Here is a 13,176-nt window from a genome sequence, read left to right as displayed (position 1 = left end):
TTTTCTATGATACAAACTCTCAAAAATAAAATAAATATGCTGACTTCCGAGCTAGATTATCGAGTAGCACTAGCTAAACACAAAAAAAAATTACCTGTGTTATCTCATGCGGATAATTTAATTGCTCAAGCTCTAAAACGAGAAGGTGTGTACGTCACTTCCTTAGAACATTTAGGATTACCATCAACTGCACAAATGTTAGATAGTGCTAACAGTTATGCAGCGATGATGGAAAGTCCGAGAAATATCCAATCAGGGTATAAATTACCGCAAATTTATACAGTTACAGATTTACCAGAATTCTTTACTTGGGGAATTGAAAAACGGCTGCAAAATATCATAGAAAACTATATCAGATTACCTATGGTTTTTCATGGTGTTCATGTGCGAAAAGACTTTCCAAATGAGCAGCAATTACAAACACTGCTTTGGCATAAAGATTCTGAAGATCGGCGCATGATTAAAGTCATTATTTATTTAAATGACGTGACAGAAAAACACGGACCATTTGAATATCTACCCCTACCTACTAATCTTGTAGACTGGTGTAATTATTATCGGGTTGACTATGCACTTTGGAAGTCTAATTATTTAGGAATCAACGATGAAAAAATGATGAAAATAATTCCTAAATCAGCTTGGAAATCTTGCCCAGGAAAAATTGGAACTGTAATTTTTGTAGATCCAAGAAATGTTTTACATCATGGTACTGTGAGAACGGAAGAACGTTCAACACTATTTTTTGTGTATACAGCAAACCCACCGAAGCGCCCAGAACTTTGTACTCAATACAATGATGATACTTTTATCAAACCAAATAAACAATTAATCCCTGAAAGCATAGGAAAGGGCTAGTAAATTATATATGAGCATTCAATTGTTAACGCCAATAATGCAGCTTCTATTTGTCACGGGTAATGGGTAATTGGTAATTAATTATTTATTTACTGTCACCTATTCCCTGTTCCCTGTTTCCGGTTACCTTAAAAACTATGATTTTTACAAAAACTAAACTCCCTGGTGCTTTTATTATTGACTTAGAAGAAAAACCCGATCATCGTGGTTTTTTTGCTCGGACGTTCTGCGCTCAGGAATTTGCAGACCACGGTTTAAAGCCAACTGTTGCTCAATGTAACTTGTCTTTTAATCACAAAAAAGGTACTTTGCGGGGAATGCACTATCAAATTCTCCCAGCCGCAGAAACCAAATTAATTCGTTGTACTCAAGGGGCAATTTATGACGTAATTGTGGATATGCGTCCTGAATCTCCAACTTATCTGTCGCATATTGGTGTAGAACTAAGTGCGGAAAATCGCCGCGCTTTATATGTACCAGAAATGTTTGCTCATGGCTATCAAGCTTTAACAGATGGTGCAGAAGTTGTCTATCAAGTGGGTGAATTTTACACTCCTGGTTATGAACGTGGTTTGCGTTATGATGATCCACTGTTAGAAATTTCTTGGCCTTTGAGTGCAACTGAAATGTCTGATAAAGACCGCAATTGGCCTTTACTAGAATCTATTTTAATAGGAGTTTAATAATGATTATTGTTGATAAAGCCTTAGAAGCCCGTGCTGCATTAGGTAAACCTGTAAAAGTCGCCATGATTGGTGCTGGATTTATGGGTCGCGGCATTGCTAATCAAATTATCAATTCTGTTCCTGGAATGGAATTGGTTGCTATTTCTAACCGTCACATTGATGGAGCTAAAAGAGCTTATTCAGAAGCAGGAATTGAGGATTTTAAGATTGTTTCTAGTGTAGTTGATTTAGAAAATGCACTGATTCAAGGTCAATATGCAATCACCGAAGATGCCATGTTGCTGTGTGAGGCTGATGGTATAGATGCAATTATTGAAGTGACGGGAACAATAGAATATGCTGCTCATTTAGTGATGAGAGCGATCGCCCATCAAAAGCATATCATTTTAATGAATGCAGAACTCGATGGTACTATCGGCCCCATCCTCAAACTGCACGCTGACCGTGCTGGAGTCATCCTGACAGCTTGTGACGGCGACCAACCAGGGGTAGAAATGAACCTGTACCGCTTTGTGAAAAGCATTGGTTTAACCCCCTTATTGTGTGGAAATATCAAAGGTTTACAAGACCCTTACCGTAACCCCACCACCCAAGCCGGTTTTGCTCAACGCTGGGGTCAAAATCCCGCCATGGTAACAAGCTTTGCTGATGGGACAAAAATTTCTTTTGAGCAAGCAATAGTAGCCAATGGCACAGGAATGAAAGTAGCAAAACGGGGAATGTTGGGATACGAATACGCAGGTCATGTGGATGAAATGACCAAAATGTATGATGTTGATCAACTCAAACAATTAGGTGGCATTGTTGATTATGTCGTTAGCACAAAACCAGGCCCAGGGGTGTTTGTTTTTGCCACCCATGAAGACCCTAAACAACGCCATTATCTCAATCTTTATAAACTTGGTGAAGGACCTCTTTACAGTTTCTACACCCCCTATCACCTTTGTCACTTTGAAGTTCCCCTTTCTGTTGCCCGTGCAGTGTTATTTCATGATGCTGTACTTGCTCCCATAGCTGGTCCAGTTGTCGATGTCGTGGCTACTGCAAAAATTGACCTCAAAGCTGGAGAAACTCTTGATGGCATCGGTTATTACATGACTTATGGACAATGTGAAAACTCAGAAATTGTCCAGCTACAAAATTTGCTACCAATGGGGATAGCAGAAGGATGTCGCTTAAAGCGTGATATTGATAAAGATCAAGTTCTCACATACGATGATGTGGAACTGCCTGGAGGTAGACTTTGCGACAAACTGCGATCTGAACAAACAGCTTATTTTGCTCCTGCTAAAACTTTGGCAGTTGTGAAGTAAGGTAAAAATTTAAAAGCAAAACTAAAATTCAGCCCCTGATTTTAGGGGGCTGATAACTCTTCACCACTTACCTTTGAGCAAATTCATCTTTCTGTTCAAGACGAGCAAATAAATGAGAATTTACCTGATATTCTGTTTCCACTTCTAGTTTACAGGTAAAAATTAAAGTTTTATTTGAAAGTATCTACTTAGTAAAAAAAAGCAAAAGGCAAAACATAAAGATATCTATAGAGTAGATTTTTCGCTGATTGCCAATAGTATCTCTACATCCGCCTGGTTATACTAATTACTCTCACAAAAAATGGCTAATTAAGCAATGTCATTTAATGTACAAAGGAGCGGTTTTGTAGTTAATCCCATCTGGAGTGCGATAGCTACGCTGACCAAAGCTATCGGACATTTGCCAAACTTAATTTGCAATATGTAACTACCTAAGGATGGGTTTAGTACAGACATAATACTGTTATAAACAGAGAACTTATTAATATCTGTACAACCTTACGAAACAGCCCATGATTTAGTCAACACTCCCATATAAGGCATCATCCATGAAAATAGCTCTCGTCCATGATTACTTAACCCAGCGCGGTGGGGCAGAGCGAGTGTTTGAATTGCTTTGTAAACGCTACCCCGAAGCCGACATTTTCACCTCTTTATATGATCCTCAAAAAACAATTGACCTTGGTGAACGTATAGTTAGAACAACTTTATTACAAAATATTCCCGGTGCTGTAAAGTATTTTCGCTTGATGGCTCCCCTTTACTTTCCTGCCTTTCGAGCCTTGAATTTACAAGATTACGATTTAATTATTAGTAGCAGCACTAGTTTTGCCAAAGCAGTGCGTAAAAAACCACAGGCACGGCACATTTGTTTTTGTCATAATGTCACTCGTTTTTTATGGGATACAGAAACTTATTTACGAGAGTATGGAGACTATCGCTACTTTGCACCCTTAATTGAAAAAATATTTGAAATGATGAGAAATGTAGACCTGAAATATTCTCAGGAACCAGACCTCTACATTGCTAATTCCAGCGTTGTTGCCCGTCGTATTCAAAAAATTTATGGGAAACAAGCAATAGTGATCAATTATCCAATTGATACCAATAATTTTGTCTTTTCCGATACCAAAGAAGATTACTACTTGGCATCGGCGCGGATGATAAGTTATAAACGTCTTGATATAATAGTCGAGGCTTTTAATTGGTTAGGGTGGCATTTATTAATATCAGGTGACGGACCTGAACTAGAACGGTTAAAATCTAAGGCATTAGGTAATATCGAATTCTTAGGCCATGTGAGTGACAGCAAACGTAAAGACTTATTTTCTAGAGCTAAGTCTATTATTGTTGCAGCCTTAGAAGACTATGGATTAGTTCCAGTAGAAGCAAATGCTAGTGGAACTCCAGTGATTGCCTATGGAGCCGGTGGGGTATTAGATACTCAAATACCTGGTAAAACCGGAGTTTTTTTCAAGAGACAAACACCTGATTCTTTACAAGCCGCATTATTAGAGGCTAGAGGAATATCTTGGAATTACAAAACTATTCGTAATCACGCCGTAAATAATTTTTCAGAACAAGCATTCTTTACCAAAGTTGAGGATATTCTTGTTCAAGTTTCTGGTGTGCATCACTCATTTATTTAACTTGTTAGCTTTGCCCCTACGGGTAAGTAAACTACGCATAGCATAGCGTCTCCCATAGAAGGATAATAAAAGTGGTTCAAACTAGTCTAAATCCCCAGAGAGTTCCCATAGCAGATCAAGAGCCAGGTTATGGACAAATGCTTGCTGTCTTTGTCAGGAGATTTCCCTGGGTTGTGTTAGTATTTATGAGTTCTACGGCTCTGGCAGGCATAATAACTTTAAAGACAAAGCCCACTTTCCAAAGTACGATGCAATTGTTAGTAGAAGCCAACTATCAAGGCAAAAAAGAAGGAGACAGCGTAGAAAATCAGTTTACAGACTCTAACATTGTTATAGATACTGCAACACAGCTTAACTTGATGCGGAGTTCTGGACTGATCCAAAAAGCAGTTGATAAACTGAAGTCGGAATATCCAAGCATCACTGTAGAGGAAATTAAAAAATCCTTAGTCTTAACTCAAATCAAGACTCCAGAAGATAATATCGCTACTAAAATCTTTCAAGCTGACTATACCGATAGCGATCCTGAAAAAACGCAAAAAGTGTTAACTGCCATTCGGCAAGTTTATGTTGAATATAACAAACAACAACAGGATGTGCGTTTACAAAAAGGTCTGCAAGTTATCAGAGATCAGTTGCGAAAAGCTAGTGATGAAGTGAATGCATCTGAAGCCAATCTGCAACGATTTCGCAGTAACCAGAATTTAATTGATCCAGAGTTGCAGGCCAAAGCAATTGAGGAAACTTTAAATAATATTCAGAAAGAGCGACAAACAACTCGTTCTCAATATGAAGAAGCTGTGGCAAAGCAAAAGTCTTTGCAACAACAACTCAACCGTTCGCCGCAGAATGCTCTGGTTTCTTCTCGTCTGAGTCAGTCTTTACGCTATCAAGGCTTACTGAATGAAATCCAGAAAACAGAACTAGCTTTAGCACAGGAACGCTTACGTTTTACTGATGGTACTCCTAGTGTACAGAAGCTCAACGAACAGCTTCAGAGTCAAAAAGAACTTTTGCAAAAAGAAGTCAGTAGAGCTTTAGGCGGACAATCTACTACTGCATTAAGTTCTGGAGAAAATCTTCTCGAACAAGGACAACTAGGACAAATTGATCTTAACCTCACTGGTGAATTAGTAGAAACCCAGACTAATATAGTTGCTTTAAGCGCCCGTGATCAAACTTTGGCACAAAAAGAAAATGAACTGCGATCGCAACTAAAACGCTTTCCTTCTCTGTTGGCTTATTACAATCGCATACTTCCCCAATTACAATTTAGTCGGGAAAGAATGGAGCTATTGTTAAAAGCAGAACAACAATTGCGTCAAGAACTTTCCAAAGGTGGATTTAATTGGGAAGTGGTGGAAGATCCGCAAAAAGGCATAAAATTAGGACCCAACCTTCAGCAAAATCTTTTGTTGGGTGCAATAGTAGGATTCATGTTAGGTGGTGTTGCCGCCTTTATTCGAGAAGCATCGGATGATTCAGTACATACTACTGCTGAATTAGAAAAACAATTTGCCCTACCTTTGTTGGGAACAACTCCCAAATTGCCACCAGCTAAACCTAAAGAATCAATCATCAAGTTGCCTTTTGGTAAACCTGAAGTTCTTGCTCCCTGGACAATTCAAGTCTTACAATCTCCACCTCGGTGGGAATCGCTGGATCTAATTTATAAAAACATAGAACTCCTCAATAGTGTCACTGATTTAAAATCATTGATGGTGACATCAGCATTACCAGATGACGGTAAATCAGCTTTGACATTAGGTTTGGCTATGAGTGCGGCTCGGTTACACAAAAAGGTACTGTTAATTGATGCCAACTTACGAGATCCTAGCTTACACAAACAGCTAAATCTTCCTAATGAACAAGGTTTATCAACTCTATTAGCCAGTGATATTACCCTTCCTAATCAGATTGGAATTCAATACTCAGGTTCATCCTATATCGACATTTTAACCGCTGGTCCGATACCTGTAGATCCGGCTCATCTTTTAAGTTCCCCACGCATGATGGAATTGATGGCTGCATTTGAAGAAAACTATGATTTAGTACTCATAGATGCTCCATCTGTTATCGGTATGGTAGATGCTATGCTCACAGCCTCATCTTGCCGGAGTGTCGTCATGGTCGCAAGCATTGGTAGAGTAACACGCAACCATTTAGCCCAAGCTACAGCAATGTTGAGCAAGTTAAATCTGATTGGGGTTGTGGCTAATGGAGTATCTAATTCTGATAGCACTTATGTTCCTTATGTCAAGCAAAAAGAATTAGTGCTGCAACAATTTGTGGAAAAATAGCTAGATGTTTTCCAGTGCAAATTTTTGTTTGATAACTATTTGTTTTGTGCCTTTTCCAGTCAAAATTTGGCTTAGTAAAAATACAAAAGGTATGGGTAAAAAAACAAACTTAATTCATTTTTTGCCCATTTCCCTTTTACTATTAGCAGACTAGTAAGTAAGTCGGCGGGAAAAAACCGAAGTATGTAACAAAAAGTAAATTCACCAAAACCCTCTTCCCTGTTCCCTGTTCCCTGTTCCCTTGTCATAACGACAATTTTTAACGCCCACTTACTTAGGAAAAATTGAAGAATTACTAAAAAAACATTTTTTTAATATTCTGTATAACTTTCTTTCAGACTGCCCCGGAAAAATTTTGATTCATCAAAACTTAACAATGGTTGCCAAAAAAGCATATCTATTTAAAGAATAAATGAAGATTTTCTTTAATCCTTAGTTAATGATCCTCCTTCTTATATTCTAGAGAATGAAGACAAATCTCAAATTAAATCAGCTAAGAGTAGAGGATTTTTATAATTTTTTGTGATAGCTATATCAAACTTAAGTAGCTTCTACTAAATTAAGGTATCGCTGATTTCCAAGGGGGAGTTTATCTCTACATATCCCCCAGAAAAAATACCAATTTTGCTAATTTTCCATTTACAGCACTTCCCTCTGTTATGAGGTACACACTTAGCGGGCAAGATGCCCGCACCACAAAGGTTTTATTCTTCCAGTTTGTACCTCATTTGAACAAAATATGCTGTATCTTCATTGCTGTTTGCTTAACTCTTATTGTTGCTTTTTGTACATCTTCGCATCTACAGAATTGCACAAACTTGAACTCCTATTCTCAGGTCACTAATTCGGCTACTGTATCAACGCAAAGACCTATGACAACTTCAATTGTTCCCAGCTTACAAGAACACAGCAGTATATCCCAGCAGCCCCAAAGTTATCACTCGCAATACTGCACACTTCAGTGGCGTAGGGGTCAGCTATTGGTGAAGTCTCCTATAAATTTGCAACAACCATATTTACCTTCACTGGAAAATGAACAATTATTAGTAGAGTGTTTAAAACATTCTCCAGTTACTTTGGTAACCATAGATCCACAACTAGGTGATGCTGCACTGCGATTTTGGGCAGATGCTTGCAAACAAGCTAAAAAGCCAATATTCATCCGCCTACCTTTTAAGAATCAATTGCCAAAAACAAGTAATTACATCCGGGTTATACAACGAGTAATTGACTGGATTTTGGCTTTATTTGTCCTGTTATTAGTTAGTCCTGTGATGCTGGTATTGGCTTTACTTATGCAGATGTACTCGCCTGGGTTACTATTTTCCTATGAGTGGCATATTGGTGAGCGGGGTAAACTATTCCAATCGATCAAGTTTTGTACAACTGGAAAACAGAGTATCACATTTTTAGGGTTTTTGATGCGTAAATACGGTTTAGATAATTTACCAAAATTATTCAATGTACTGCGTGGTGATATGAGTTTTATTGGCTCTCGTTGTTGGACTTTAGCAGATGCAGTCCACCTAAGTTTAGAAGATGCAGAACAGCTAAATAAGCTATCAGTAATTAGTAATCCATGGTAAGTACATAATCAAACTTCTCATCTCTTGAATTTAAATGTACAAACACTGTGATTTGCCGAGAAACTGTGAAGAACTTATAATTATTAGCTGTCAGTGAGGTAATTTTTGATTTAATTAACCGCACTTCAACTAGAGCTAAAACTGGTTGCATCGTATTTATGGGGGACTACCTGATTTGACCAAATACTTCTAGAAAATACCAATCCAATGAATTCTCCAATTTTTTATCCCCTCCGCAATTTGCTCAATACTACTAAATTTTGGAAAGAAAATCATTTGATTTTGCGAGAGTTTAAACACTTTCGTCGGATTACTGTACTTGCCTTAGTCTTTACATTTTTAGCTGCAACATTTGAAGGTATTAGCATTGGTTTTCTGCTATCATTTTTGCAAAATATAACAGATCCTAATTCTCAACCAATTCAAATAGGAATAGACTGGTTTGATCATTGGATATTGGGAGTTCATACGTCAGCAATTAGCAGACTATATCGCATATCCTTTCTTATTTTATTGAGTACTTGGATACGTGCTGCTTTTAACTACTTTGCCCAGATATACACAGAATTTTGTCAATTATATCTTGGAGACCGCTTACGTAAGCAAATTTTTGAGCAGTTGCAATCTTTATCTCTTAGCTACTTTAGCACTACTCGTTCTGGTGAAATCGTTAACACAATTACCACAGAAATTGAGAGAATTAGACAGGGTTTTAGCGGTGGAGCATTTTTATTTACTAGATGCTTGACGGTTATTGTCTACTTAACCACAATGGTTTTGCTCTCATGGCAACTAACGCTAATTGCAGTATTTTTATTCACTCTCTTAGCTGTCGGATTATCAAATCTCAATGCCAGAGTGCGAGAATCAAGTTTTGGTACGTCAGTTGCCAATGGTAATTTTACATCCATAGCCCTAGAATTTATTAATGGCATTCGGACTGTCCATGCCTCTGGTACTCAAGAATTAGAGCGTCAGCGTTACTACAAAGCTAGTAATCAAATAGTCAGTAGTTCAACTAAAGTTATTTTAACTTGGACATTGGTGAAACCCATTGCTGAAAGCGCAGCTACTACTGTGTTGATAGGTATGATTATTTTGGCTTTTAGTAGCTTTGTGGTTAATGGTACGTTGCAAGTTAGTTCTTTACTCACCTTTTTCTTTGTACTGTTTCGTCTCGTACCGTTTATTCAAGATATTAATGGCACAAGAGCATTTCTCAGCACTCTCCAAGGTTCAGCTGAAAATATTAAAACCTTGTTGAAAAGAGAGGATAAAACCTACTTTCAAAACGGGACAATTCAGTTTACAGGTTTAAAAAGATCAATTGATTTAGTGTCTGTGGATTTTGGCTATAGTCAGAATCAAAAAGTGCTGCATAATATTACCCTGACTATTGAACGAGGTAAAATGACTGCCTTAGTCGGTGCATCTGGTGCTGGTAAAACCACAATTGCCGATTTAATTCCTCGGTTTTATGATGCTACAGACGGCTATATTTACATTGATGAAGTTGATGTTCGGAAATTTGAAATTAACTCTCTACGTCGTAAGATAGCAGTTGTTAGTCAAGATACTTTTATTTTTAATAGTTCTGTGTGGAACAATATTGCTTACGGTACACCAGAGGCAACAGAAGCAGAAATTCGAGAAGCTGCTCGACTAGCAAATGCAGAAGAATTTATTTCAGAAATGCCAGAAGGGTTTGATACACAGTTGGGAGATAGAGGTATTCGTTTATCTGGTGGACAAAGACAGCGACTTGCTATTGCGCGTGCATTATTACGTAACCCAGAAATTTTGATTTTAGACGAAGCAACTAGTGCTTTAGATTCTGTGTCTGAGCGATTAATTCAGGATTCATTAGAAAAGCTCTCTCTAGGTCGAACTGTGATTGCGATCGCTCACCGTCTTTCTACAATTGCTAAGGCTGATAAAGTCGTAGTTTTAGAACAAGGAAGAATCGTCGAACAAGGTAAATACCAAGAACTTATAGAACAAAAAGGTAAGCTTTGGCAATATCACAAAATGCAATATCAAATGACTGCTAATGAGCAAATTTAATCCCATATCATAGGAGATAGATAATAGTAAATAAATTAACTTTTTGTTCGCCTGTTTGCTGAAACTATATAGGGAGTATGGAGGGAGAAATGAATAATTATTTATTAGAATTCCTAAACTTCAATTTTACTAAAAACAGAAAAACTGCCAATTCCAAAAATAACTTTGCAGAAAACTCACGAAATCAGCCAAAACTTTTTTGTATAGCCCATGATTTACCACCTTTAAAAACACCAATTGCCAATAGAGCTAATAAAATATTGAGCGAAATTCAGAAAACTTGGCAAATCCATGTATTAACCGATACAAGGGGTAGTTTTTTATCAGAAAAATCTAATATTTATCATGTCAAAAGTTGGTATCCTCAAGCCTTAATTACATGGCTAGGAAAGCTAAGATTGGAGAAAATATTAACATTATTAGTTTGGCCAGATCCAGAGATATTTTGGTTTTTACCAGCATTATTTAAAGGATATCAATTAATTAAACAACAAAAACCAGATGCTATTTTTGTGATCATGATGCCCTATTCTGCTGGTTTATTGGGAGTTGCTCTAAAATTTCTCACAGGGTTGCCTTTGGTAGTTAGTTTAGATGATTCACTGAGTTGTACTGATATGCACCCCTATGCTGTAAGTTGGTTACATCATCATCTCGACCGTTGGCTAGAAAATTTTTATGTACGACAAGCAAATGCAGTAGTTTATGTTTCACAATTCAATTTAGAATTAGTAAAAAGTCGTCAACCTGAAGCACAAAGATCAAAGTTTCATTTAATTCGTTGTGGTGCAGATCCATTAGATTTTGCTACTCCTATTAACTCTAAAAATGACAATTTCTCTTTTGATATTGTTTATATAGGTGGCATGAATGGCTGGTATGAATTCTATCATCGCCCGCAAGAAAAAACCTTACCTAAAAAACTTTATAAAGCTTGGCTAAAATGGGGATATTATCAACGAGCAAAAATTGATCATCGTAGTTCTAGTCCGGTGTTTGTGGGTGAGGCTATTAAAGAGGTTATCTCCCAAAACTCAGCATGGAAAAACAAAATCAAACTCTCAGTCTATGGTAATAGTTTTCCCGAGTTTGTAATTGATAGAGTTTTACAAAATCAAAATATTACAGATGTAGTAAATGTATCTGGAGCATTACCTCACTTTCAAGCTATTCAACTAGCTAGACAGGCAGATTTATTATTAATAACTTTACCAAATCGTCCAGATGGTACCCCAGGTGGAAGAATTTCTTGTAAAACCTACGAATATTTAATGACAGATCGACCAATTTTAGCAGCAGCACCTTACGGAGAAAACTGGAATTATTTACAAGATAAACCAGGCGTTTGGTTAGTTGAACCAACTGATGTAAAGGCTATCAAGGAAGTAATTATTCACATAGCGACTGCTAAGTTTTCCGGCTCTCCTTTACAGTTTGATCGCAGTTATTTACACAAAGAATTAAGTTATCAAAACCTAGTACAAGACTACTTAAAAATTTTCGATGCTGTTTGCTCAACCTCAACTTTTAATTATCCATTATGAAAATCACACTCACTTGCAATACAGGTTTAGGAACAGGTGGACAAGGTGTTTGTTTAGAGAATGCTGCATTAGGTTTAAATAAACTAGGAGATTTAACTGTATTTTGTAGTGGCTTAACAGTGCCAAAAACCGATTTTACTGTATATCCTGTAGGTAATTCTCCTTGGAGTAAGAGATTATTAAGTACCCCAATTTTGCGTCGTCGTAATGATTGGGCTGTATTGCTAAGTGACCTATATTTTGATCACCAGGTCAGCGAAAAATTAAAATCCTATCCCTGTGATTTAATCATGGGAGTAGCTGGACAAACTAACTTAGCATTTAAAGCAGCTAAAGCTCAAGGTGCAAAAGCTTGGTTATATTGTTTAAATAATTATCTGCCTTTTATGCAGCAGCAAATTCAGCAAGAATTAGATTTTTTATCTGATCCTACTGTAGCAACCATGAATCCCAAAATGCTCAAGAGATTTGCTGAAGAATGTCAACAAGCAGATTTAATTATCGTTTTATCTGAAGTTGCCAAACAAACATTTATTCAAGCGGGATTAGCACCAGAAAAAGTTAAAGTTGTCACTCCTTTTGTTGATACTCAAAAATTTCATCCTACTGTAAAAAATGATCAAGTTTTTCGAGTGCTTTATGTAGGAACTATTGAACCTAGAAAAGGAATTCCTTATTTATTTCAGGCTTTTTTACAAGCTGATATCCCCAATTCAGAATTATTGATTGTTGGAGGTGCTTCTACTCGTGGGCTAAGACAATTTATGACAGAAACATTAAACAAACATACCAATATTAAACAAGAATTTTGGAATTTTAGTCAAGATGATCCTACTGAAGTTTTTGGTAAATCTTCGGTTCTGGTTTTACCTTCTGTAGAAGATGGTTTTGGTTTGGTTGCATTAGAAGCAATGGCTTGTGGATTACCTGTAATTGTAACTTCTAATTGCGGTGTAGCGGATGTGGTAAATCATGGCATAAATGGCTTTATTGCTCCTCCTAGAGATGTAAAAACTATGGCTAATCAATTGAGATTTTTAGCAGAAAATGAATCCATAAGAAGAGAAATGGGAAAAGTTGCCAGAATAAATTCACAACAATATAATCAGGCACTTTATCAACATCGATTAAGGAAAATATTTTTAGAACAAGATTTAATTACACCAATTTTTAACTAAA

Annotated in this window: 10 protein-coding genes; 9 read left to right on the top strand and 1 reads right to left on the bottom strand. The window is 37.0% G+C overall.

Translation table 11 applies throughout. The annotated features are described in order from the left end of the window. Nucleotides 1-6: 6 nt before the first annotated feature. The 6 genes from H6G06_RS03175 (at nt 7) to hepC (ending at nt 8,389) form a co-directional block, all read left to right on the top strand. Nucleotides 7-855 carry a phytanoyl-CoA dioxygenase family protein gene (locus H6G06_RS03175; protein WP_190556969.1) on the top strand — a complete coding sequence of 283 codons (849 nt, stop codon included), beginning with the start codon at nt 7-9 and terminating at the stop codon, nt 853-855. Nucleotides 856-992: 137 nt separating this feature from the next. Beyond that, nucleotides 993-1,538: a dTDP-4-dehydrorhamnose 3,5-epimerase gene (gene rfbC, locus H6G06_RS03170; protein ID WP_190556964.1), complete on the top strand. Its 546-nt coding sequence runs from the start codon at nt 993-995 to the stop codon at nt 1,536-1,538. Nucleotides 1,539-1,540: 2 nt separating this feature from the next. After that, entirely contained in the window at nt 1,541-2,854 is a 1,314-nt protein-coding gene (locus H6G06_RS03165; RefSeq protein ID WP_190556962.1) for an NAD(P)H-dependent oxidoreductase, read from the top strand. Between the two features lie 548 nt (nt 2,855-3,402). Further along, nucleotides 3,403-4,503 (top strand): glycosyltransferase, encoded by a 1,101-nt coding sequence (locus H6G06_RS03160; RefSeq protein WP_190556960.1) that lies wholly within the window; start codon nt 3,403-3,405, stop codon nt 4,501-4,503. Nucleotides 4,504-4,574: 71 nt separating this feature from the next. Next, on the top strand, nt 4,575-6,803 hold the full coding sequence (locus H6G06_RS03155; protein WP_190556958.1) for a polysaccharide biosynthesis tyrosine autokinase: 2,229 nt from the start codon (nt 4,575-4,577) through the stop codon (nt 6,801-6,803). Between the two features lie 872 nt (nt 6,804-7,675). Continuing rightward, nucleotides 7,676-8,389 (top strand): heterocyst development glycosyltransferase HepC, encoded by a 714-nt coding sequence (hepC, locus tag H6G06_RS03150; RefSeq protein WP_190556956.1) that lies wholly within the window; start codon nt 7,676-7,678, stop codon nt 8,387-8,389. Here hepC and H6G06_RS03145 read toward each other — a convergent pair. After that, nucleotides 8,373-8,540 carry a hypothetical protein gene (locus H6G06_RS03145; protein ID WP_190556954.1) on the bottom strand — a complete coding sequence of 56 codons (168 nt, stop codon included), beginning with the start codon at nt 8,538-8,540 and terminating at the stop codon, nt 8,373-8,375. The two genes, hepC and H6G06_RS03145, sit on opposite strands and share 17 nt — an antisense overlap. 56 nt (nt 8,541-8,596) lie before the next feature. Between H6G06_RS03145 and hepA the strand changes: the two genes are divergently transcribed. The 3 genes from hepA (at nt 8,597) to H6G06_RS03130 (ending at nt 13,175) form a co-directional block, all read left to right on the top strand. Beyond that, nucleotides 8,597-10,453: a heterocyst formation ABC transporter subunit HepA gene (hepA, locus tag H6G06_RS03140; RefSeq protein WP_190556952.1), complete on the top strand. Its 1,857-nt coding sequence runs from the start codon at nt 8,597-8,599 to the stop codon at nt 10,451-10,453. A gap of 89 nt (nt 10,454-10,542) precedes the next feature. Beyond that, entirely contained in the window at nt 10,543-11,997 is a 1,455-nt protein-coding gene (locus H6G06_RS03135) for a glycosyltransferase (protein WP_242039578.1), read from the top strand. Then, a complete protein-coding gene (locus H6G06_RS03130) occupies nt 11,994-13,175 on the top strand; it encodes a glycosyltransferase family 4 protein (RefSeq protein WP_190556949.1) in 1,182 nt (393 codons plus the stop codon). The genes H6G06_RS03135 and H6G06_RS03130 overlap by 4 nt, the downstream gene beginning before the upstream one ends. The last annotated feature ends 1 nt before the right edge of the window (nt 13,176 follow it).

Source organism: Anabaena sphaerica FACHB-251 (assembly GCF_014696825.1).
In the GTDB taxonomy this organism is placed as follows: domain Bacteria; phylum Cyanobacteriota; class Cyanobacteriia; order Cyanobacteriales; family Nostocaceae; genus RDYJ01.
Note: the sequence above shows the minus strand (reverse complement) of the source record. Positions and strands in the feature narration are given on the sequence as shown.

Coding starts and splice junctions, on each gene's coding strand:
- H6G06_RS03175 (WP_190556969.1), top strand. CDS start 7: ATGATACAAACTCTCAAAAATAAAATAAATATGCTGACTTCCGAGCTA.
- H6G06_RS03135 (WP_242039578.1), top strand. CDS start 10,543: ATGAATAATTATTTATTAGAATTCCTAAACTTCAATTTTACTAAAAAC.
- hepA (WP_190556952.1), top strand. CDS start 8,597: ATGAATTCTCCAATTTTTTATCCCCTCCGCAATTTGCTCAATACTACT.
- H6G06_RS03130 (WP_190556949.1), top strand. CDS start 11,994: ATGAAAATCACACTCACTTGCAATACAGGTTTAGGAACAGGTGGACAA.
- rfbC (WP_190556964.1), top strand. CDS start 993: ATGATTTTTACAAAAACTAAACTCCCTGGTGCTTTTATTATTGACTTA.
- H6G06_RS03165 (WP_190556962.1), top strand. CDS start 1,541: ATGATTATTGTTGATAAAGCCTTAGAAGCCCGTGCTGCATTAGGTAAA.
- H6G06_RS03145 (WP_190556954.1), bottom strand. CDS start 8,540: ATGCAACCAGTTTTAGCTCTAGTTGAAGTGCGGTTAATTAAATCAAAA.
- H6G06_RS03160 (WP_190556960.1), top strand. CDS start 3,403: ATGAAAATAGCTCTCGTCCATGATTACTTAACCCAGCGCGGTGGGGCA.
- hepC (WP_190556956.1), top strand. CDS start 7,676: ATGACAACTTCAATTGTTCCCAGCTTACAAGAACACAGCAGTATATCC.